Origin of the sequence: Actinacidiphila glaucinigra (assembly GCF_900188405.1) — a bacterium.
GTDB lineage: Bacteria > Actinomycetota > Actinomycetes > Streptomycetales > Streptomycetaceae > Actinacidiphila > Actinacidiphila glaucinigra.
The window spans coordinates 61832-81622 of record NZ_FZOF01000006.1; the positions used below are offsets into that span (position 1 = coordinate 61832).

20 protein-coding genes and 1 tRNA gene are annotated in these 19791 nt (G+C 71.8%); 6 read left to right on the forward strand and 15 right to left on the reverse strand.

Annotated elements, in window-relative coordinates; all coding sequences use genetic code 11:
• Positions 1–57: 57 nt before the first annotated feature.
• Positions 58–131, reverse strand: a tRNA-Met gene (locus CHF15_RS13790).
• Positions 132–170: 39 nt separating this feature from the next.
• A complete protein-coding gene (locus CHF15_RS13795; RefSeq protein ID WP_245938846.1) occupies positions 171–3038 on the reverse strand; it encodes a UPF0182 family membrane protein in 2868 nt (955 codons plus the stop codon).
• A gap of 146 nt (positions 3039–3184) precedes the next feature.
• Between CHF15_RS13795 and CHF15_RS13800 the strand changes: the two genes are divergently transcribed.
• On the forward strand, positions 3185–3739 hold the full coding sequence (locus CHF15_RS13800) for a PPA1309 family protein (protein ID WP_089224059.1): 555 nt from the start codon (positions 3185–3187) through the stop codon (positions 3737–3739).
• Between the two features lie 60 nt (positions 3740–3799).
• Here the strand turns inward: CHF15_RS13800 and CHF15_RS13805 are convergent, their stop codons facing one another.
• The 4 genes from CHF15_RS13805 to CHF15_RS13820 all read right to left on the reverse strand — a co-directional run bounded on the left by CHF15_RS13805 (position 3800) and on the right by CHF15_RS13820 (position 6846).
• Positions 3800–4867 carry a YlbL family protein gene (locus CHF15_RS13805; protein WP_089224060.1) on the reverse strand — a complete coding sequence of 356 codons (1068 nt, stop codon included), beginning with the start codon at positions 4865–4867 and terminating at the stop codon, positions 3800–3802.
• A gap of 44 nt (positions 4868–4911) precedes the next feature.
• A complete protein-coding gene (locus CHF15_RS44850) occupies positions 4912–5079 on the reverse strand; it encodes a hypothetical protein (protein WP_179279782.1) in 168 nt (55 codons plus the stop codon).
• A gap of 145 nt (positions 5080–5224) precedes the next feature.
• Positions 5225–5683 (reverse strand): molybdenum cofactor biosynthesis protein MoaE, encoded by a 459-nt coding sequence (locus CHF15_RS13815; RefSeq protein ID WP_089224062.1) that lies wholly within the window; start codon positions 5681–5683, stop codon positions 5225–5227.
• A 59-nt stretch (positions 5684–5742) separates the two neighbouring features.
• A complete protein-coding gene (locus CHF15_RS13820) occupies positions 5743–6846 on the reverse strand; it encodes an SDR family oxidoreductase (RefSeq protein WP_089224063.1) in 1104 nt (367 codons plus the stop codon).
• Positions 6847–6974: 128 nt separating this feature from the next.
• Between CHF15_RS13820 and CHF15_RS13825 the strand changes: the two genes are divergently transcribed.
• Together CHF15_RS13825 and CHF15_RS13830 are read left to right on the forward strand one after the other, a co-directional pair.
• Entirely contained in the window at positions 6975–8423 is a 1449-nt protein-coding gene (locus tag CHF15_RS13825) for a zinc-dependent metalloprotease (RefSeq protein ID WP_089224064.1), read from the forward strand.
• The gene (locus CHF15_RS13830) at positions 8420–8947 is read left to right on the forward strand and encodes an NUDIX hydrolase (protein ID WP_089224065.1); all 528 of its coding nucleotides are present in this window, start codon (positions 8420–8422) and stop codon (positions 8945–8947) included. Before CHF15_RS13825 ends, CHF15_RS13830 begins: the two co-directional genes overlap by 4 nt.
• A gap of 33 nt (positions 8948–8980) precedes the next feature.
• Here the strand turns inward: CHF15_RS13830 and CHF15_RS13835 are convergent, their stop codons facing one another.
• The 4 genes from CHF15_RS13835 to CHF15_RS13850 form a co-directional block, all read right to left on the reverse strand.
• Entirely contained in the window at positions 8981–9742 is a 762-nt protein-coding gene (locus tag CHF15_RS13835) for an AIM24 family protein (RefSeq protein WP_018561535.1), read from the reverse strand.
• A 16-nt stretch (positions 9743–9758) separates the two neighbouring features.
• Positions 9759–10442: an AIM24 family protein gene (locus CHF15_RS13840; protein WP_089224066.1), complete on the reverse strand. Its 684-nt coding sequence runs from the start codon at positions 10440–10442 to the stop codon at positions 9759–9761.
• A gap of 13 nt (positions 10443–10455) precedes the next feature.
• On the reverse strand, positions 10456–12132 hold the full coding sequence (locus tag CHF15_RS13845; protein ID WP_089224067.1) for a TerD family protein: 1677 nt from the start codon (positions 12130–12132) through the stop codon (positions 10456–10458).
• 87 nt (positions 12133–12219) lie between these two features.
• Positions 12220–12795, reverse strand: coding sequence for a M48 metallopeptidase family protein (locus CHF15_RS13850; protein ID WP_089224068.1), 576 nt, complete (start codon positions 12793–12795; stop codon positions 12220–12222).
• 216 nt (positions 12796–13011) lie between these two features.
• Here CHF15_RS13850 and CHF15_RS13855 point away from each other — a divergent pair, with 216 nt between their 5' ends.
• Positions 13012–14133 (forward strand): TOMM precursor leader peptide-binding protein, encoded by a 1122-nt coding sequence (locus CHF15_RS13855; RefSeq protein WP_245938819.1) that lies wholly within the window; start codon positions 13012–13014, stop codon positions 14131–14133.
• A gap of 70 nt (positions 14134–14203) precedes the next feature.
• Positions 14204–15574: an ABC1 kinase family protein gene (locus CHF15_RS13860; protein ID WP_089224070.1), complete on the forward strand. Its 1371-nt coding sequence runs from the start codon at positions 14204–14206 to the stop codon at positions 15572–15574.
• 21 nt (positions 15575–15595) lie between these two features.
• Here CHF15_RS13860 and CHF15_RS13865 read toward each other — a convergent pair whose 3' ends face one another.
• From CHF15_RS13865 to CHF15_RS13885, 5 genes are all read right to left on the reverse strand, one after another.
• Entirely contained in the window at positions 15596–15796 is a 201-nt protein-coding gene (locus CHF15_RS13865; RefSeq protein WP_089224071.1) for a hypothetical protein, read from the reverse strand.
• A 73-nt stretch (positions 15797–15869) separates the two neighbouring features.
• The gene (locus CHF15_RS13870; RefSeq protein ID WP_089224072.1) at positions 15870–16181 is read right to left on the reverse strand and encodes a hypothetical protein; all 312 of its coding nucleotides are present in this window, start codon (positions 16179–16181) and stop codon (positions 15870–15872) included.
• Positions 16178–16552 (reverse strand): WhiB family transcriptional regulator, encoded by a 375-nt coding sequence (locus CHF15_RS13875; protein ID WP_089224073.1) that lies wholly within the window; start codon positions 16550–16552, stop codon positions 16178–16180. Before CHF15_RS13875 ends, CHF15_RS13870 begins: the two co-directional genes overlap by 4 nt.
• A 105-nt stretch (positions 16553–16657) precedes the next feature.
• Positions 16658–16936 (reverse strand): hypothetical protein, encoded by a 279-nt coding sequence (locus CHF15_RS13880; RefSeq protein WP_089224436.1) that lies wholly within the window; start codon positions 16934–16936, stop codon positions 16658–16660.
• 164 nt (positions 16937–17100) lie between these two features.
• Complete coding sequence (locus CHF15_RS13885; protein WP_089224074.1) at positions 17101–19335, reverse strand: ATP-dependent DNA helicase UvrD2; 2235 nt, start codon at positions 19333–19335, stop codon at positions 17101–17103.
• Positions 19336–19489: 154 nt separating this feature from the next.
• On the opposite strand from CHF15_RS13885, the gene CHF15_RS13890 reads away from it, so the two are divergent.
• Positions 19490–19747: a glutaredoxin domain-containing protein gene (locus CHF15_RS13890; protein WP_018561524.1), complete on the forward strand. Its 258-nt coding sequence runs from the start codon at positions 19490–19492 to the stop codon at positions 19745–19747.
• Positions 19748–19791: the final 44 nt, after the last annotated feature.

Here is a 19791-nt window from a genome sequence, read left to right on the forward strand (position 1 = left end):
TTCCCCCCAACAAGTGAAAGGGCCCGGAGTCTATTGACTCCGGGCCCTCTCCAACAGTAGCGGGGACAGGATTTGAACCTGCGACCTCTGGGTTATGAGCCCAGCGAGCTACCGAGCTGCTCCACCCCGCGTCGGTGCACCAACAGTACCACGACGCGGGATGGGTCTCTTCAGCCCGTCTTCTCCGCCTGCTGCTCGGCGTCCTTCGCGCGCTTCAGCGCGTCGGCGAGATCCTTCTGCGCCTGGCCGTACGCGCCCCAGTCGCCGTCCTTGAGGGCCTTCTGACCCGCGTCGTACGCCTGCTGGGCGTCCTCCAGGGCCTGGGCGACCGTCGGGTTGCCCGCGGCCGGCGGCTCGGTGCCCCCGCCGCCACCGGTCTCCGGTGGCGTCACGGGCTCGCCGCCGTCCGAACCGAAGACGGCGTCGAGCGCCTGCCCGAGCGTGTCCTCGAACTCGGTCTGGCCGCCGTAGCTCACCAGCACCTTCTTCAGCAGCGGGTAATTGGTGCCCGCGCCGCGGACGTAGACCGGCTCCACGTAGAGCAGCCCGCCGTCGAGGGGCACGGTCAGCAGGTTGCCGTACTCGACCTCCGAGTCGCCGCCCTTGAGCAGCCTGATCTTCTCCGCCACATTGGGGTCGGAGTTGAACTGGCTCTGCACCTGCTGCGGGCCGGACACCGTGGTGTTCGACGGCAGCTTCAGCACCCTGATCGCGCCGTACTCCGGACTCTTCGCGTCCGCGTCGACGGCCATGAAGGCGCTGAGGTTCTCGCGCTTGTTCGGCGTGAACGTCGTGGTGAGCGAGAACGCCTGGTCGTTCTGGCCGGGCATCTTCAGGCTCAGGTAGTACGGCGGCACCGACTTCCCGGTCCTGGCGGCAGGGTCGTTGGGCACCGCCCACACCTCGCTGCCGCTGTAGAAGGTCGACGCCTTGGTGACGTGGTAGCGCGTCAGCAGCTCCCGCTGCACCTTGAACAGGTCCTGCGGGTAGCGCAGATGCGCCATCAGCGCGTCGCCGATCGCCGTCTTGGGCTGGACGGTGTCCGGGAAGGCCTTCATCCAGGTCTTCAGCACCGGGTCCTTCGTGTCCCACTGGTAGAGCGTGACCTTGCCGCTGTACGCGTCGACGGTCGCCTTCACCGAGTTGCGGATGTAGTTGACCTGGTTCTGCTGCGCCAGCACGGCGCGCTGCCCGTCGGTCAGCGAGTCCGCGGTGGTGTCGCCCAGCGTCGTGCGCGACGAGTACGGGTAGCCGTTGCTCGTCGTGTACGCGTCGACGATCCACACGATCCGGCCGTCCACGACCGCCGGGTAGGAGTCGCCGTCGATCGTCAGCCAGGGCGCGACCGCCTCGACCCGCTCCTTGGGCATGCGGTTGTACAGGATCTGCGAGTCGTCGCCGACGGCGCCCGAGTAGAAGATCTGCGGCTCGCCGAACGACACCGCGTAGGCGAGCCGGGTCACCGGGTTCTTCAGGCCGACACCGCTCTTGGCGGTGTACGTGTACGGCTTCTCACCGTTGTCGTCGGTGTAGTCGATCTCCGGGGTGGACTTGTCCCCGACGATGGACCACTGCTTGGTCTGCTCGCCGTAGTAGATCCGCTGCTGGTACGTCCCGAGGTCGCCCTTGGTCGGCAGGTTGTACTCGGTGAAGTCCGGCTCGCCGCTGGCCGTCGTGGTGGTGCCCTTGGCCGCCACCATGCCGTAGCCGTGCGTGTACTTGAAGTGGTCGTTGATCCAGCTGTGCTGCGGGATGCCCTCCAGGTTCAGCTCCCGCAGGCCCACCACGGTGTCCTGCTCCTTGCCGTCGATCGTGTAGCGGTCGACGTCGAGCGTGGACGGGAAGGCGTAGTAGCCGCGCACCTTCTGCAGCTGCTGGTAGGTCGGCGAGACCACGTTCGGGTCGAGCAGGCGGATGGACGCCGCCGTGTCGGCGTCGCTGCGCAGCTTCTCCTTGGCGTCGCCGCTCGTGCCCGTGTAGTCCGTCACATCGGCGTGGTCGATGCCGTACGCCTCACGCGTGGCGTCGATGTTCTTCTGGATGTACGGCTGCTCCTTGGCGGCCTCGTTGGGCTGCACCTGGAACTTCTGCACGATCGCCGGGTACAGGCCGCCGATCAGGATCGCCGAGAGCACCATCAGGCCGAAGCCGATCAGCGGCAGCGACCAGGTGCGCCGCCACAGGGTGGCGAAGAACAGCAGCGCGCAGATGATGGCGATGGCGAACAGGATCGTCTTGGCCGGCAGGTAGGCGTTGGCGTCCACGTACCGCAGACCCGTCCAGTCGCCCGACCTGAGGTTGCCGGACTTCACCGCCAGGGAGTACCGGTCCAGCCAGTACGCGACCGCCTTCAGGGTGACGAACAGTCCCAGGAGCACCGACAGGTGCCCGGTCGCCGCCGCCGTGGCCCGGCCGCCCGGGGAGGTGATCCGCAGGCCCCCGTACAGGTAGTGCACCAGCGCCGCCGCCAGCAGAGACAGCACGACGGCCGCGAAGCCGAAGCTCAGCAGGAAGCGGAACCAGGGCAGGTCGAAGGCGTAGAACGAGATGTCGACGTGGAACTGCGGGTCCTTGGTGCCGAACGGGGTGGAGTTCGTCCACAGCAGCCATGTGCGCCACTGGCTGGAGGCGGACGCGCCCGCGATCAGCCCCACGAGCGCGCAGACGGTGAGCAGCACCCACTTCTTGTAGGGGGCGATGCCCATCCGGTAGCGGTCGAGGCTCTGCTGCTCCATCGACATCGCGCTCAGCGGCGGCCGCAGCCGGTGCGCCAGGTACACGTTGACGCCGACGGCCGCGGCCATCAGCAGGCCGAAGACGAAGAACAGGCCGATCTTGGTCCACAGTGTGGTGGTGAAGACCGAGGAGTAGTCGACGGAGCGGTACCAGAGCCAGTCGGTCCAGAAGCCCGCGAACATGACGAACGCCATGGCCAGCACGGCCAGTACGCCCAGGGTCATCAGCAGTGTCCGGGCTCGCCGCGACGGGCGGCCCACTCTGATCCGTGGCCCGTGCGGACCCCCGCCACGGTCCGGCATCTGGAATACCAAGGTGCGCACCTCGAAGTGTCGGTCTCCGTCGGACGCCGTCCCGGCGCCCACTGATGCAACTTACTCAGCGTTTACTCAGTTCCCCAAGGCTCCCGATTGGGGATGCGGGTCACAGAACAGGCAGGATATTGAGCATGTCCAACATCACGTCCGAGGGTGCGCCGCTCGCCGCGAACCCGCTCACCCGTGCCGTCCTGGAGATCGACGACTACGCGTCCGGCCTGGGCTGGGACCAGCCCGCCCGGCTCTTCGCCCTGGTCGACACCGCGGCGCTGCGCACACAGGAACCTAAGCTCGCCGAGGAACTCGGCCTCGGCGAACAGACAGCGGCCGGGCTGACCCCCATCGAGCAGGACGAGCTTCCGGCGGGTGCCGCGCTGGACGAGTTCCTCGCCACCATCGCCTGGCCGGGCGTCGTCAGCGGCTGCGCGCTCACCGTGGAGCGGCTGATGCTGCCGCCGTCCGCGGAGGAGTCCATCCCGGAGGGGCTGGACGACGCCGCGCTGGCCCGCTGGGTCGCCGGGCACCCCGACCGCCAGGAGGTCCGCATGACGGTGGGCGTGCTGCGGGACGGGTCCCGGGAGGCGGCCGTACGGCTGCGCGAGAAGGACTCCCCCACCGAGGTGCTGACCGGCTCCGCTCTGGTGCCGGGGCTGGCCGAGGCCCTGGCGGCGACCTTCGAGGACTGACGCCGACGGCCCCGGGGCGCGTTGCCCCGGGGCCGTCGGACCGTGCGCACGCGCCCCGGCTCAGCCCTTCGTGCAGGAGGGCAGGGCCGACGTACGGCCCTCGCGGATGTCCTTGAGCGCGTCCATGGCGTCGTCGATGGTCTTCACCTTGACCAGGGTGAGGCCGCTCGGGGTGTCGGCCGCCGCCTCCGCGCAGTTGTCCGCGGGGGTGAGGAAGTACTCGGCGCCCTTCTGGCGCGCGCCGATGGTCTTCATGTCTATACCGCCGATGGGGCCGACCTTGCCCTGGTCGTCGATCGTCCCGGTGCCCGCGACGAACTTGCCGCCGGTGAGGTCCTCGGGGGTGAGCTTGTCGACGATGCCCAGCGCGAACATCAGGCCGGCGCTCGGGCCGCCGACGTCCGCCAGCTTGATGTCGATCTTGAACGGGAAGGTGTGCTCGACCCCGGCCTGGATGCCCACGACCGCCCGGGCCGCGCCGTCGTCGTCCGACTTCGCCGTGGTGATGGTCACGTCCCGGGTGGCGTCGCCCTTCGCGCCCTTGGGCACGACGGTGAAGACCACCTTCTGCCCCGCCTTGTGCTTGGTGACCAGCTCGGCGACATCGCCCGCCACCTTCACCGGCCGGCCGTCCACGGCCTTGACCACGTCGCCCGCGTGCAGCTCGCCCTCGGCGGGGGCGCCCTTGACCACGGCGGCCACGATCACCCGGGAGCCGACGGGTATGCCGAGCTCGTCGAGCGCCGCGACCTTCGCGCTGTCCTGGGACTGCGTGAACTCCTCGGCGTTCTCCTGGTCGGCCTGCTCGGCCGTCTGTCCCTTGGGGTAGAGCGTGTCGTGCTCGACGACCTTCTGGTCGTGCGCCAGCCAGCCGACGACCGCCTCGACCAGGTTCATCGAGTAGTCCGCGCTCGTCACCCGCACCGTGGTCATGTTGAGGTGACCGCTGGTCGGGTACGTCTTGTGCCCCGAGATCTGCAGCACCGGATCCCCGCCGTGCGACCCGAGCGTGTTCACCGTGGGCCCCGGCGACATCTCCGCGTACGGGACGCGCCACAGCAGCGCGACGCACAGCAGCGCTATCAGGGTCAGAGTCGATGCGAGCAGCGTCGCGGTGCGGCGTGGCATGGAACGACAGTACGGTACGTGACCGTCGGCCGCCCCGTGGGCCCTCAGGCCGGTCCGCCCGATCCGGTGCGCTGCATCGCCTCGCGGAAGCGCTCGTAGTCGGCGAGCGAGGCACCGTCCCCGGTGGAGCGCGTACGCGCCGCCCAGCTTCCCCAGACGGCCGCGGCGATGGCGGCGACCAGCGGGATGAGCAACCATGCGAGCGCTGCCACTTCGGCCTCCTGGACGCGCATGCCGATCAAGAACTATGAGCAGACTAATCTTCTGCTGCTACAACGTTCAGAGCGGGTCGCAGGTTACGCAACCGCAGGTGGGCCACCCAGTGGAGAGGCCGGTGGGGGACCGCGCGCCCGGTGGTCAGTGGGCGCAGGCTCCGACCCACTCCTCGGTCCCGTCGGCGAAGGCCTGGTGCTTCCAGACGGGGACCTCGCGCTTGAGGTCGTCGATCAGCCTCCGGCAGGCGGCGAAGGCCTCGGCCCGGTGCGGGCAGGAGACCGCGACGACGACCGCGAGGTCGCCGACCCGCAGTTCGCCCACACGGTGGACGGCGGCCAGTGCCCTGACCGGGAAGTCCGCGGCCACCTTCTCCGCGACCCGGCGCAGCTCCGCCTCCGCGCTGGGGTGCGCCGAGTAGCCGAGCCCGGTCACCTCGGCGCCCGAGGGGCCGTCGTGATCACGGACCGTGCCGACGAACAGCGCGGTGCCCCCGGCGGAGTCGTGCCCCACCGCGCGGAAGACCTCGTCCACGGACAGTTCGGTGTCCCGGATCGCGATGAGCCGGAGGGGTTCGTCGTGCGTCTGTGCCATGCGGCTCATGCTGCCCCATCGCCCGTCATGCGGAAACCCCCTTCCGGAGCGAGTTCGCGCGGCGACGCTCAGACACCGCGGCGTCTGCGCGCCCTCCGCACCATCGCCGCCGTGCCGACCAGGGCGACCGTCGCGCCCGCCGCCCCGAGCGTGGCCGCGTCCTTGCGCCCCAGGCGCCGCCCGACGACGGAGTTGCGGCCGGAGACCTCCTCCAGCAGGACGGCCAGCACCTCCTCGTTGGTCCACCTCGGCCGCCAGCCCGACTCGTGCAGCCTGCTGCCGCTGACCACCCAGGGATGCATCGTGTACGCCAGGTCGCCCGCCGGGGAGGGGGTGAGCCCCAGCCGGTGCAGCCGGGAGGCCGCGCCGAGCGCCACCGCGGGCGGCAGCTCCATGCGCCGGATGCCCGAGAGCTCCTCGACCTCCTCCTGCTCCAGCCAGCCGTCGCAGCCCACGGCCATCTCGCCGTCGACCTTCTCCAGCGCCGCGTCCTCCAGCGCCGTCACCAGGTCCTCGACGTGGCAGAACTGCCAGCAGGGGCGGCTGCCGCCCACCACCAGCAGGCGCGGCGACTCGAAGTAGCGGGTGAGCGCGGTGTCGGTGCCGCCCACCAGCACGGCCGGGCGCAGGATCGTCACGTTGAGGCCGGGATGGGCACGGGGGGCGCGCTTGCCGAGCCGCTCGATCTCCAGCAGGTCGCCCACGAAGGACGCCTCCGCGGTCGCGCGCAGGGGCGCGTCCTCCGCGAGCGGCACGTCGTTGTCCGCATGGGCGCCGTAGACCATGGCCGAGGTGCACAGCACCACGCGCCGCACGCCCGCGGCAGCCGCCGCGGTGAGCACCGTCTGGGTGCCGCGCACGTTGAAGGCGCTCCGCGCCTTGGGGTCGGACTCCAGGTCCAGGTCGAGCGCGAGGTGGACGACGACGTCCACGCCGCGCAGCCGCTCGGCGATCGCCGGGTCGCGTACGTCGAGCACCGCCCACTGGGCGCCGGGAACGTCACCGCGGCGCTCGTCGATCGCCACGACCTTCTTGACCTGGTCGGATTCGGCCAGCCGCAGGGCCAGCAGCAGGCCGACACCGGAAGCGGCGCCGGTGACGGCGACCACGGGTCCGGCGGGGGCCCGGCCGCCGCTCCGCTCTGGGCGAACGGTCGGTTCTGGGGAACTCACCAGGTGTCTCCCACGGTTGTCTCTGGTACCGGGTGCGCGGTCCGCAACCGCGGTCCGTACGCAGCCATCCTGCCTGACGGGTGTCTAGGCTGGAGGTACAGCCCACAACACACAGAGCCGAGGAAACCGTGAGCGACATCCCATTCGGATTCGGAGTCCCTCCCGAGGAGCCCGAGGAAGGGGACGACGGCAAGAAGCCGGGCGGTTCCGGCGACGGCTCCCGGGGACCGGCCGGTCCCTTCGGTTTCGGGGGCGCGAATCCCTTCGGCGGCGGCGCGGGCGGGGACAACCCCTTCGCCGCGATGTTCGGTTCGCTGAACCCCAACGACCTGGGCGCGGCCTTCCAGCAGCTGGGCCAGATGCTCTCGTACGAGGGCGGCCCGGTGAACTGGGACATGGCCAAGGACATCGCCCGGCAGACGGTGGCCCAGGGCACCCCCGATGGCTCGAAGGACGTCAGCGTGGGCCCCGCGGACCGGGCGAAGGTCCAGGAGGCGCTGCGGCTGGCCGACCTGTGGCTCGACGGGGTGACGTCGATGCCCTCCGGCGCCGGCTCGGCCGTGGCGTGGAGCCGCGCCGAGTGGGTCGAGGCGACCCTTCCGGTGTGGAAGGAGCTGGTCGACCCGGTCGCCGAGCGTGTCGGCACGGCGATGGGCGACGTGCTGCCCGAGGAGATGCAGGCCATGGCGGGCCCGCTGCTGGGCATGATGCGCTCCATGGGCGGCGCCATGTTCGGTACCCAGATCGGGCAGGCGCTGGGCACGCTCGCCGGTGAGGTCGTGGGCTCGACCGACATCGGCCTGCCGCTCGGCCCGGCCGGCAAGGCCGCGCTGCTCCCCGCGAACGTCGAGGCCTTCGGCCGGGGCCTGAGCGTGCCGCAGGACGAGGTCCGGCTCTACCTGGCGCTGCGCGAGGCGGCGCACCAGCGGCTGTTCGCCCATGTGCCGTGGCTGCGGGCACACCTGTTCGGCGCCGTCGAGGGTTACGCCCGCGGTATCAAGGTGGACACCGCGAAGCTGGAGGACGCGGTCGGCCACCTCGACCCGTCGAACCCCGAGGCGCTCCAGGACGCCCTGCAGCAGGGCATGTTCCAGCCCGAGGACACCCCGGCGCAGAAGGCGGCGCTGGCCCGCCTGGAGACGGCCCTCGCCCTCGTCGAGGGCTGGGTGGACGCGGTCGTGCACGCGGCCGCGGCGCCGCACCTGCCGTCGGCCGGGGCGCTGCGCGAGACGCTGCGCCGCCGCCGGGCGAGCGGCGGCCCCGCGGAGCAGACCTTCGCCACGCTGATCGGTCTGGAGCTGCGGCCCCGCCGGCTGCGGGACGCCTCCCGGCTGTGGGCCTCGCTCACCGACGCGCGCGGCGTCGACGGGCGCGACGGGCTGTGGGCCCACCCGGACATGCTGCCGACTGCCGCGGACCTGGACGACCCCGACGGCTTCGTCCACCACGAGCAGCTGGACTTCTCCGAACTCGACAAGATGCTCGGCGAGGCCGCGGGCGGTCATGTGAAGGACGTCCGGCGGGACGAGGACGAACGCGGCGGCACCGACGAGGGCAAGGGCGAAGACGAGAAGTGAGTCTGCACGACGACGCGGTGCGCGTCCTGAAGGACTGGTCCGCGCCCGACACGGGCCAGGAGCGGCTCCGGGAGACCTATCTGGCCCACCTGCAGGAGCACCCGGACGGCATGTGGAAGGCCTGCGCCGAGGGACACCTCACGGGCAGCGCGCTGGTGGTGGACCCGGAGCGCGGAAGGGTGCTGCTGACCTTGCACAAGAAGCTCGGGATGTGGCTGCAGATGGGCGGTCACTGCGAGCCGGAAGACACCTCGCTGGCCGCTGCCGCGCTGCGCGAGGGTGTCGAGGAGTCGGGCATCCGCGGGCTCGCCCTGCTGCGCCCCGAGCCGGTCAACCTCGACCGTCACCTGACGCCGTGCGCCTGGCACCTGGACGTGCAGTACGCGGCGGTGGCCCCGCCCGGCGCGGTGGAGGAGATCAGCGAGGAGTCGCTGGACCTGAAGTGGTACTCCTACGACGAGGTCGCCGACGTCGCGGACGGTTCCGTCCGGACGCTGCTGGCCCGCACCCGCGCGCTGCTCTGAGGCGGCGCGCGGGGCGGGACCCGCGGCGGGCGGTCAGCGGTTGCTGAAGATGTTGCCTTGGTTCATGCCGTGCGCGCCCTGCTGGCCGAAGCCGTACTGCGCGGCGACGCCCCCGCCGAGCTGGGCGTTCTGCGGCGGCATCAGCTCGCTGGGCTGCACCAGGACGTAGCCCTGGCCGAGGAAGTTGAGCTCCCAGCCCTCACCGGTGTTGCCGCGCCGCCGCCAGACGCCGGAGGAGCTGGTCTGGGCCTGCATCTGCACCCGCAGCGACGACGACCAGGCGACGACCGCGTCGGAGTCGGCGGAGACGTACTTGTCCGGGGTGACCGGCATCAGCAGCGGCTTGCCCGAGGTCATCAGCGCGACCTTGCCGTGCCCCGTGATGTTGAGGTTGTAGGCGCCGCTGCCGGAGATGCCGAACTGGCTGTCGACGGAGATGACCTCCCAGTGCAGCCCGGAGTCGAGCGCCAGCACATAGGCGCCGTCCACGGTCAGGCCCTCCTGGTCCACGTCGACGACGTGGACGTGCTGGGCGAGGTTGGCCAGGTAGACCGTGCCCTGCCCGGAGCAGCGCATCAGGTCCAGGCCCTCACCGGTGCGGTGGCGGGCCGAGCGCTGGGCGTGGCTCTGGTACTCGCCGTCGAACTCGATCAGGCCCTGGTACGCGACCATGGCTCCCTTGCGGGCCAGGCAGTCGGTGCGGCCGTCGAGCCTGACCCGCAGCAGGTACGGGTTCTGGAGTGCGTACTGGTCCTCGGTCTGGACCTCGGTGTAGCCGAAAAGCGGGCTCTGCATGGTCTCTCGCTCCCCCTCAGCCCCGGACTCGGAGGCGGTCGGTGCTGTCCTCGCTGGGCTGTACGACGACGAAGCCCTGGCCGGAGAAGCCGATCTGGAAGGCCTCGCCGCTGCCGCGCCCGATGAGGGCGGACGCCTTGAAGCTGCGCTTCGCCTTCGTCTTCAGCCCGCTCGACCAGGCCACGAGCGCGTCCGGGTCGACGTAGGTCTCGTCCTCGCCGCGGCCGCAGTCGACCACCACCGGGGTGCCGCGCGAGGTGATGGCCACCCAGCCGGTACCCGAGATCCCGACGTTGAACAGACCCTGGCCGGCGAACTTGGCCAGCCCCTTCACCCGCTCCACGCCCCACTGCAGGTGGGCGTCGAAGGCGAGCAGATTGCTGCCGTTGACCGACAGGGCCTCGTTGTTGAGGTAGACGCACACGACGTCGGCGCCGTAGTCCGCGAGGTACAGCAGGCCGTCGCCGGAGCACTTCATGATCGGTGCGCCCTCGCCGGTGAGCCACTGCGAGGCCATCTGGCGGACGGCGGGCGGGTTGGGCTCGTACTGGACGAAGCCCTCGTAGGCGACCATCGAGCCGGTGCGCGCGAAGAGGTCCTGGCCGCTCTGCATGGCCACCTTCAGCATGCTGCTGCCGTGGTTCTCCATGCGGGCGGTGACCGGTGCCGGGGCGTACCCGGAGATCATTGACTGGTCCATGACGGGCTCCCCCTCAGACCTCGTACGGCTGGACGATGATGAAGTTGCCCGGGGCGCCCCGGAACTGCAGGTTCACGGTCTCCCCGCTGTGTCCCGGGTAGGCGTTCCGGCGCAGCCTCACCTGGCTGGAGAGCACCACCTGCGAGGCCGCCGACCAGGCGACGATCGCGTTGCTGTCGGCGTAGGTGGTCGGGGTGACCGGCAGCACCACCGGGGTGCCGTGGGTCTTGACCACGACCGTGCCCGTGCCCTGGAACTGCATGGTGAACAGGGCGCCGCCGGGGATGCCGTGGCCCTCGATACGGCGGACCTCGTGCTGCAGGGACTCGTCGAAGGCGAGCACGTTCTCGGCGGAGACGCAGATGGCGTCGCCCTGGAGCTCGATGGGGTGCAGGTAGGCCGCTTCCTCGGCGAAGAAGACCTGGCCGCGGCCGGTGCAGCGCATCAGCTGCATCTCCTGGCCGGTCATGTTGCCGACGACGCGGCCGGTGAACCCGGCCCCCTTGTAGCCGAATTCGACCTTGCCCTGGTAGAGCACCATGCTGCCCTGGCGGGCGAGTACGGGCTGGCCGCCGGCCTGGGAGAGGTCGGCGCGCATCAGTTTCGGGTTCTGCTGGGTCCAGCGCTGGCCGGTGGGCAGCTCGCGGTACTTCTGCATGGCGGCCGCCAGTCCGGCGCCGGGGGTCTGCGGTACCTGGCCGGCGTGCGGGGCCTGCGGCGGCTGGCCGAAGGCGGGCTGACCGAACGCGGGCTGACCCGGCATGCCCTGACCGGGCATCGGCTGACCGGGGACGGGCTGGCCGTACGGCGCCGGGCCCGGCGCGGGCTGGCCGTACGCGGGCTGGCCGAAGGGCGGCTGACCCGGCATCTGGCCCGGGACCTGACCCGGAGGCGCCTGCGGCGGCGGGACCTGGCCGAACGGCGGCTGGCCCGGGGGTGCCTGCGGCGGGGCCTGGGGCGGCGGCGTGGTCATCGGCGCCACCATGGTGGGGGCGGCGTGCACGGGCGCCGGGGCCGGAGCGGGCGGAGCGCCGAAGGCCGGTGCGGGCTGCGGCGGGGCGGGCGGCCCGGTGGCCACCGGCGGCGCGAAGCCGGGCGCGGGGCCCGCCGGCGGCGCGAAGCCCGGTGCCGCGGCCGGCTGCTCGGGCGCGGCCTGCTGCTCCTCGGCGACCTCGCCGCCGAAGTTCTTGAGCAGGGCGTCCAGTCCGCCGTCGAAGCCCTGGCCGACGGCGGCGAAGCGCCAGACGTCCTTGAGGTAGAAGTCGGCGAGCATGACCGCGCGCTCGGTGCTGAACTCGGCGCCGGTGAAGGCGTAGCGGGCGACCTCCTCGCCCCCGGCGACGATCCTGACGTAACCCGGGGCGATCTGCGACATCTGCCCGGCGCCGTCGATCGTCGCGGTGAAGCTCAGCTTCTGGATCTGCGCGGGAATCCGGTCCAGGGTGACCCGGAAGGACTCGGTGTCCCCGGCCTGCGTCCCCAGCTGCTGGATCGCCTCCTCGGGCGACTTGGGCTGGTTGTAGAAGATGAAGTAGCGGTCGTCGGAGAGCTGTTCCCCGGCGTCGAGCCCGAAGCAGCTGATGTCGAAGCCGAGACCGGGTCCGCTGATCTGCACGCCGATGTACAGATCCGTCCCCGCGGTCAGGTCGCTGATCTTGGCCTTGTGGCCGCGCTGGAATTCCCTGGCCATTGCTAAGGACCGTCCCCCCATCCGTACGAACGTACTTGTTGCGTTGCGCCAGGCTAACCGCTGGCCGTGACAGGGGCTATTCCCCCGCTATTCCTCGCGTGCCGTGGGCGGGTGCGGCAACCGGGCCGCGGCGACGACGCCCTCCAGGTAGCCGCGCGCGCGTTCGGTGCGCGGGTAGGACTCCAGCAGCTTCCAGAAGTCCGGCCCGTGACCGGGCACCAGGAGGTGGGCCAGTTCGTGGAGGAGGACGTAGTCGACGACGTACTCGGGCATGCCCTGGAGCCGGTGGGACAGGCGGATGCTGCCCTCGGCCGGTGTGCACGAGCCCCAGCGGGAGTTCTGGTTGGTGACCCAGCGCACGGTCCGCGGTATCGCGCGGCCGCCGAGGTATTGCGCGGACAGCTGCGCCGCGCGGGCGGACAGCTCGTCGTCGCCGAGCCGGCGGCGGCTCTCCTGGGCGGCGAGCTTGTCGAGCATGACCGTCACCCAGCGCTTCTCCTCGGCGGCGGACATCCGGGCGGGGATGAGGACCACGGTGACGTCGCCCTCGCGGTACGCCGAGACCGTCCGGCGTCGTCGGGCGCTTCGGCGCACTTCCACCGCGCTGGTCCTGGAGGCGCGCGGGGGCTGGCCGGAAAGGCTCTGGGCGGGGTCGGCGGACACGCCCCGACGTTACCCGTACCGGGTCCGGGAAGTCCCGCCCCCGGTGGTGCCCGGTGAAAAAGGAGGGCGGGAAGTTGCCGGGTGCCGGTCATATCGAATGATCATTTGCAGCGCCTGTGGATAACTTTTGCGGTCCCTCCGCGGATTCCGGGCATGCTGGTCCGGTACGGAATCGGAACGATCTCTCGATCGGGAACTGAGCCCACGGGGGTGGCGATGCGTCCCATGCTCAAGCCGGCGATGCGCCGCAGTTGGCGCAGCCGGGAAAGTCTGCAGTTCGGCGTCGACCCGGCGCACGCGGTGGTCCTGGACCCGGTGGACGGCGCGGCCGCCGCCTTCCTCGACCTGCTCGACGGCACGCGCGGGCTCGGCCCGCTCGCCCGCGAGGCCGAGTCGCTGGGGCTGCGGCCCCCGCAGGCCCGGCGGCTGCTCGGGCTGCTGGCCGAGGGCGGTGTGCTCGACGACGCGACGGCGCACACCGAGCTGTCCGAGACCATACGGCACCACTCTGCCGCGCTGGACCGGCTCCGCCCCGACCTCGCGGCGCTGTCCGTGGTGCACTCCGACCCGGGCGGCGCGGCGGACCGGATGGGCCGGCGGCGGGCCGCCCGCGTACGGGTGGCCGGGGCCGGCCGGGTCGGCGCGACGGTCGCGGCGGTCCTCTCCGCGGCGGGAGTGGGCCGGGTCGACGTGCGCGACGGCGGCCGGGTCGAGCCCTGGGACACCGCGCCGGGCGGCATCCCCGCCGAGCACATCGGCGAGCGCCGGGACGCGGCGGCGCGCGGTCTGGTGCGCAGGGCGGCGCCCGATCCGCGGGCGGCGGCGGTGGGCCGCCGGGGGCCGTCCGCCGTGCCGGAGCCCGGACTGTCGCTGGTGGTGGTCGCGCCGCGGGACGGCCTGGCCGCCTACGCCCCCGACGCACGGGAGGCCGAGCCGCTGATGGCCGCCGGGATCCCCCACCTCTACACGGGGGTGCTGGAAGGCCGGGGAGTGGTGGGTCCCCTGGTGGTGCCGGGGAGCACGGGGTGTGCGGGATGCCTGGGACTGCGGATGGCCGACGCCGACGCGGCCTGGCCGAGGGTGCTGGCGCAGTTGCGGTCCGGCCGGGGCGGGGTCCCCGCCTGCGACATCGCGCTGGCCACCACGGTCGCGGGGCTGGCCGCGGCGCACGCCCTGGCCTTCGTCGACGGGGGGCGGCCGCCGAGCTGCGGCGGACGCGTCGAGATGGGCCTCGCCCGGCTGACGACGGAGGTGCGGCCGGTGCCGGGGGACCGCCGGTGCGGGTGCGGTGCGCACACGGCGGATGCCGGGGTGACCGACGACGCAGGAGGTTTGTGACACCGCCGGTGCCATGGTCCGGGAGGGGCGGGGGACAATGACGACGTGACCGATCGGAAAGAGGGGGCGCATGTCTGATCTTCCGCGCAAAGCGGTGACCCGTACCGCCAAGTTGGCGGCGCTCCCACTGGGATTCGCCGGGCGGGCGACGCTGGGGCTGGGCAAGCGGCTCGGCGGGCGCCCCGCGGAAGAGGTCGCCACCGAGCTGCAGGAGCGGACGGCCGAACAGCTCTTCAAGGTCCTCGGTGAGCTGAAGGGCGGTGCCATGAAGTTCGGCCAGGCCCTGTCGGTCTTCGAGGCGGCCCTGCCCGAGGAGGTCGCGGGCCCCTACCGTGCCGCCCTCACCAAGCTTCAGGACGCGGCGCCGCCGATGCCCGCCCGTACCGTGCACGCCGTGCTGGCCGAGCGCCTCGGCGAGGACTGGCGCGGGTTCTTCGCCGAGTTCGACGACCGGCCGGCGGCGGCCGCCTCGATCGGGCAGGTGCACCGGGCGGTGTGGCACGACGGCCGCAAGGTCGCGGTGAAGGTCCAGTACCCCGGCGCGGGGGACGCCCTGCTGTCGGACCTCAACCAACTCGGCCGGGTGGCGAGGCTGTTCGGGCCGCTCATTCCCGGCATGGACATCAAGCCGCTGATCTCGGAGCTGCGCGACCGGGTCGCGGAGGAGCTGGACTACGAGCTGGAGGCGCAGGCCCAGGACGCCCACGCGGTCGAGTTCGCCGACGACCCCGACGTGGTGGTGCCCGACGTGGTGCACCGCACGGACCAGGTGCTGGTCACGGAGTGGATGGACGGGGTGCCGTTGGCCGAGGTGATCTCGGGGGGCACCGCGGAGATGCGCGACCGCGCGGGCCAGTTGCTGGCGCGCTTCCTCTTCGCCGGTCCGGCCCGCACCGGGCTGCTCCACGCCGATCCGCACCCGGGCAACTTCCGGCTGCTGGTCGACGACGGCCCCGCGCAGGGCTGGCGGCTGGGCGTGCTGGACTTCGGCACGGTGGACCGCCTCCCCGAGGGCCTGCCGCTGCCCATAGGGTCGGCGCTGCGCCTGGCGCTGGCCGACGACGCGGACTCGGTGCACGCGATGCTCTGCCAGGAGGGCTTCGTCAAGCCGACGGTCGAGCTCGACCCCGACGCCGTGCTGGACTACCTGCGGCCGATCATCGAGCCCGCGGCGGTGGAGGAGTTCACCTTCGCGCGCGGCTGGATGCGCGCGCAGGCGGCGCGGATCGCCGATCCGCGCTCGCCCGCGCACCAGCTGGGCAAGCAGCTCAACCTGCCGCCCTCGTACCTGCTCATCCACCGGGTGACGCTCAGCACCATCGGGGTGCTGTGCCAGCTGGCGGCCACGGTCAGGCTGCGGGACGAGCTGCTCGCATGGCTGCCCGGCTTCTCCGGGGAGGACCTGGCCCCGCTGCCCGAGACCGAGGACGCCTCAGCCTAGGCGCAGCGGGGCCGGCGGGCCCTACCACCAGGAGGAGTCCAGCCGGCCCTCGATGCCGCGGATGTTGGTACGGGCGCAGTCGTCGCAGAAGTACACGCGACTGCCGTTCTCGACGGAGCAGGTCCAGGTGAGGGGAAGTCCCTCGGCGACGGCCCCGCACCGGGCGCATGTCGTCGTCGTGGGAGCAGTCCCGACCCGTTCGAATTGAGTCTTCTGGTCCACTTTGTGACGATATCGCGGGGGCGGTCGAAAACGACCGGCCCCGCGGTTGTGTGTCGTTGCCGATGTGTGAGCGCTACTGCATCACGGCCATCGCCAGCGCCCGGCGGGCGCGGAGCGAGGCGCGTTCGGCACGGCGCTGCAGGCGCCGGGCGTTGAGCACGCGGAGGGCCATCCGTTCGTGCTCGGCCTCGTAGAGGCGCTCTTGCATATGGGCACGAGCCAGGGCTTCTGGCATGAGTTGCATTTCGAGGTTCCTGTTCTGGCGCTCAGTGGGAGCGTCGGACGGCGGGGCGGGGCGTTCGGTGACGGACGGGTTCATCGGGGCCTGCTTCTTGGGGTCGTGCGTGAGGGGACGGTCGATCGTTCCGACGGCGGGACGCTTCATGCCACAACAGCGTTCTTGCGCGGACGGCCACGGGGACGCTTGCGCGGCACCACGACACCCTGGACGAAGAGCTCGCCACCCCAGACACCCCAGGGCTCACGGCGGTCCTTCGCACCGGCGAGGCAGGCCTCGCGGACCGGGCAGGTCTGGCAGAGCGACTTGGCGTACTCGACGTCGGCCGGGGACTCGGCGAAGAAGACCTCCGGGTCGAAGGTCCGGCAGGGGACGGGGACGCCGAGGCGGTCGATCTCGTCGTCGAGCTCGGTGAGGGGCAGCAAGGGGACCTCCGGGTCAGGGTCGGGCGGAGCGGCGCGGAACGCGGGCGGGTGTACGGGGGCGGGTACGGACGGTGCGTGCGGGGTGAGATGCACGATCGCTTCGTTCCTCATCTGTTTGTCGGGGGGTGGGGAAAACAGAAGGGCCGCGGATCCCGGTCTGGGATTCCGCGGCCCTGAAGGCGCCGGCCTGATCGTCGATCAGACTGGATCACTCCAGGGTTCGAGCCCGCGGAAGGCCCACTTCGGGTGCTGCTGCTTCTGGGTTCCGGCACCATTGGTCGCCGCAAAGGCATAGGCCTGGGCCTCAGCCATCACTGCCACCGCCGGCGCCTGCGTCGGTCGCTCGCCGCCGCGCTCCCGAATGGAGAGAACGGTGGTGGGCAGTTCGACGGACAGGCGGCTGGACAGACCGGTGCCACGGAGTGAGACACCAAGGGAGCAGGCGGCGGCGACCGGACGATCGGTCATTTTCGTCATGAAGCTGGTCACTGGTCTCGCCTCCTCTCGGCGTCTCGTAGGGCTGGTCTGGCAGGTGGTGCTGGGTCAGTACATCACGGATTGCACCGCTCCGGGAAGGTCCTTCACAGAGCCGCGTCGTCCGCGCTCACGCAGGCTATGGGGATTTCCTCGGGGCGCGCAAACTATTTTCCGGGCTCTTCTTCGACAACTTCCCCAGCAGCTTCCTCAACGGCCTCGTCACCGGCCGCACCGCCGGGCTCGCCACCCGTACACAGGGCGAGGACGTCGGCACCGAACTTGTCCAGTTTGCGGGCCCCGACCCCGGAGATGACGGACAATTCACCCTCAGAGGTGGGCCGCACCTCGGCGATCGCCAGCAGCGTCTTGTCGGTGAAGACGCAGTAGGCCGGCTGGCCCAGCGCCTTCGCCTGCTCCACCCGCCACTCGCGCAGCCGCTCGTACAGCGCCTCGTCCATGTCGGAGGGGCAGTCCTCACAGCGCATCAGCTTGATCTCGCCCGCGTCGGACAGGGTGCGGCCGCACACGCGGCACTGCACCGGCCCGCGCCGCTTCCTGCCGCCGGAGCCGCGCTCCACGCCGCCCGTGGCGGCCGAACGGCCGCCCGCCCTGCCCCGGGCCGCCGAGCCCGGCCGCAGCCCGTCCAGGAAGCGCGAGGGCCGCCTGCCGCCGCGTCCGCCCGGCGAGCGGGACAGCGCCCAGGACAGGGAGAGGTGGAACCGGGCGCGGGTGACGCCGACGTAGAGCAGCCGGCGCTCCTCCTCGACCTGCTCGTCGGTCTTGGCGTAGGTGATCGGCATCGTGCCCTCGGTCAGGCCGACCAGGAACACCGCGTCCCACTCCAGGCCTTTGGCGGCGTGCAGCGAGGCCAGGGTGACGCCCTCGACGGTCGGGGCGTGCTGGGCGCCGGCGCGTTCGTCGAGCTCGGCGACGAAGTCCGCGAGCGTGGCCTGCGGCCGGGCCCGGTGGAAGTCCTCGGCCAGCCGCACCAGGGCCGCCAGCGACTCCCATCGGTCGCGGACCGCGCCCGACCCGGCCGGGGGTTCGGTGGACCAGCCGCGGGTGCTGAGCACCGCCCGCACGTGCGCGGGCAGATCCGCGTCGTCCAGGCCCGGGTCGGAGCCGCCGCCCGCCCGCGCGGCACCGCGCAGCAGCATCCCGGCCTCGCGGACCTCGGGGCGCTCGAAGAAGCGCTCGGCGCCGCGCAGCTGGTAGGGCACGCCGGCGTCGGCGAGTGCCTGCTCGTAGACCTCGGACTGCGCGTTCACCCGGTACAGCACGGCGATCTCGCTGGGGCGCACGCCCTCGTCCATCAGCTCGCGGATCCGCCGGGCGGTGCCCTCGGCCTCGGCGGGCTCGTCCGGGTACTCGGTGTAGACCGGCTCGGGGCCGGCCTCGCGCTGCGAGACCAGCTCCAGGCGGTGCTGGGCGGCCTGGCCGCGGGCCTGGGACAGCAGCCCGTTGGCGAGGTGCACCACCTGAGGGGTGGAGCGGTAGTCGCGGACCAGCTTCACCACCGTCGCCTGCGGATGCCGGCCGCGGAACCCGAGGAGGAACTCCGGGGTGGCGCCGGTGAAGGAGTAGATGGTCTGCGAGGCGTCGCCGACGACGCAGACGCTGTCCCGGCCGCCGAGCCACAGGTCCAGCAGGCGCTGCTGCAGCGGGCTGACGTCCTGGTACTCGTCGACGACGAAGTGCTGGTACTGGGAGCGGACGGCGTCGGCGACGTCCGGCCGGTCCTCCAGGACGCCGACGGTGAGCAGCAGCACGTCCTCGAAGTCGATGACCCCGCGGTCCCGCTTGAGCTGCTCGTAGGTGGTGTAGATCCGGGCGATCTCGGCGGGGTCGCGCGGCACGTCCCGGGCGGCCTTGGCGGCGGCCGCCGGATAGTCCTCGGGAGCGGTCTGGGTGACCTTGGCCCACTCGATCTCGCCGGTGACGTCGCGCAGTTCGTTGCGGTCGAGCCGGATGCGGGAACGGGCCCCGGCCTCCGCCACGAGCTGGATCTTGCGCTCGGCCAGCCGCGGCATCTCGCCGCCGACGGCCCGCGGCCAGAAGTACTGCAGCTGACGCAGCGCCGCGGAGTGGAAGGTGCGCGCCTGCACACCGCCCGCGCCGAGCTGCCGCAGCCGCCCGCGCATCTCCCCGGCCGCGCGGGCGGTGAAGGTGACGGCGAGCACACTGGACGGCTGCAGTATCCCGGCCCGCACCCCGTACGCGATCCGGTGGGTGATCGCGCGCGTCTTGCCCGTGCCGGCTCCCGCCAGCACGCACACCGGGCCGTGCAGGGCGGTGGCGACGGCGCGCTGCTCGGGGTCGAGCCCGGCGAGCACGGCGTCCGCCGAGTCCGGTACGGCGGGGAAGTCCGGGAAGAGCGGGGTGTGGGTTGGTGCAGTCACCCCGCCATGCTGCCAGGTCCCGGGAGACGGCCGGGAAAGTTATCCACAGCTGAGGTGGGATGGTCGTACCGCGAACGATTGCAAGGAATGCCGCGGCGAGGGGTTAGCGTTCTCGGGATCGACGTCATCCCCAGCCTTGAAGGAGCGAACGCCGATGTCCGGCACTGTGACGATGTACAGCACCACGTGGTGCGGATACTGCCGACGCCTGAAGGGTCAGCTGGACCGTGAGGGCATCGCCTTCACGGAGGTCAACATCGAGCACGACCCGGACTCGGCGAAGTTCGTCGAGAGCGTCAACGGCGGCAACCAGCTCGTCCCGACGCTCCTGGTGTCCCCCAAGAGCGGCGCCGAGGCTGTCGCGCTCAGCAACCCGAGCCTGGCCCAGGTGAAGCAGGCCCTCGCGGGCTGAGGCCGCAGCGGCCCGGCCGGGCGGCAAGCCCGGCCGGGCCGCAC